Here is a 1,456-nt window from a genome sequence, read left to right as displayed (position 1 = left end):
CGTCGGAAGCCTTCTCCAGCCCAAGATGCTTGCGGATCGCCGGGTCGTGCCAGCGCAGGAAGGGATTGGTCGACAGTTCCTCGCCGATCGTCGTCGGCAGCGTCGGCTTGTTCTCGGCGCGCAGCTTTTCGATCCTGGCGGCGCGTTCCTTCAATGCTGAATTGGACGGATCGACGGTCAGCGCGAAACGGGCGTTGGAGAGCGTGTATTCGTGGCCGCAATAGATGGCCGTTTCAGCTGGAAGTGCAGCCAGCTTCTTCAGCGAATCATACATTACCGGCGGCTTGCATTCGAACAGCCGCCCACAACCCAGCGCAAACAGCGTGTCGGCGGTGAACGCCACGCTCGAGGCCGGCAAATAATAGGAAACGTGGCCGGCAGTGTGGCCGGGGGTGGCGATGACTTCGATCCTTTCATCGCCAAGATGGAGAACCGAGCCGTCTTCGACGGTCTCGTCTATGCCGGGGATCTTGGCCTTTTCGGCCTCTGGACCGACGATGCGCAGCTTGAAGCGCTCCTTGAGCGCCAGATTGGCCTCAACGTGATCCATGTGATGATGTGTGGTCAGGATCATCGTCGGCGTCCAGCCGGTGCGCTTTATCGCGGCCAAGATTGGCGCTTCCTCGGGCGCATCGATGATCGCGGTCTGGCCGCTTTTGGGGTCATGAACCAGCACGCCGAAATTGTCGCTGCGACACATGAACTGTTCGATTTCGACCGGCATCACATCTCTCCGTTATGGCCGCAGACATAGGGCGCTTGCGGGTCGATGTCATCCCGGATGTCGAATGACATTCCCGGAATGTCGGGTCGTCGCGGCCTTTTGTTGAAACCTGGCGACATCACGGCTACATCCCTGCCATGCATTCCGACATCGTCGATCTTCGCTCGTTCTATTCGACAACGCTCGGCCGGTTCGCCGAGCGTTCGATCACCATGGCGTTGTCGTCGATATGGGCGGCCGTTCCCAACGAGCGGCTGGTTGGTCTGGGCTACACCTTGCCGTGGCTGGAGCGGTTCGGCAGCGACGCCGAGCGGGTCTTCGCCTTCATGCCGGCAACGCAAGGCGCGGTGGTGTGGCCGGCGACGGGGCCGACGGCGACGGCACTGGTCTTCGACGAGGAACTGCCGCTGGTCGATTCCTGCATCGACCGCATGCTGCTCGTCCATTCGCTCGAACATGTCGAGAACCCGCGTGAGACGCTGAACGAGATCTGGCGCGTGCTGTCGCCGGCCGGCCGGGTGGTCATCGTCGTGCCCAACCGGCGCGGTGTCTGGGCGCGCTTCGAGCACACCCCATTCGGCAACGGCCGGCCCTTTTCGCGAGGCCAGCTTACGGAACTGCTGCGCGAGGCCAATTTCACGCCCGCCGCTTGGTCCGATGCGCTGTTCTTTCCGCCATCGCGGCGCCGTTTCATGATGCGCTTCCACAATGTACTGGAGCGCGCCCAGACAC

2 protein-coding genes are annotated in these 1,456 nt (G+C 62.2%); one reads left to right on the top strand and one right to left on the bottom strand.

Annotation, left to right across the window (positions count from 1 at the left end; all coding sequences use genetic code 11):
• Nucleotides 1-724: hydroxyacylglutathione hydrolase (gene gloB / locus EN914_RS35355; protein WP_127389686.1), on the bottom strand; the 724-nt coding region annotated here is incomplete at its 3' end.
• A gap of 137 nt (nucleotides 725-861) precedes the next feature.
• On the opposite strand from gloB, the gene EN914_RS35350 reads away from it, so the two are divergent.
• A partial coding sequence (locus EN914_RS35350) for a class I SAM-dependent methyltransferase (protein ID WP_127389685.1) occupies nucleotides 862-1,456 on the top strand: 595 nt, incomplete at its 3' end.

This window comes from Mesorhizobium sp. M7A.F.Ca.CA.001.08.2.1 (assembly GCF_003998455.1).
In the GTDB taxonomy this organism is placed as follows: domain Bacteria; phylum Pseudomonadota; class Alphaproteobacteria; order Rhizobiales; family Rhizobiaceae; genus Mesorhizobium; species Mesorhizobium ciceri.
This window is presented reverse-complemented; position numbering and strand designations above follow the sequence as displayed.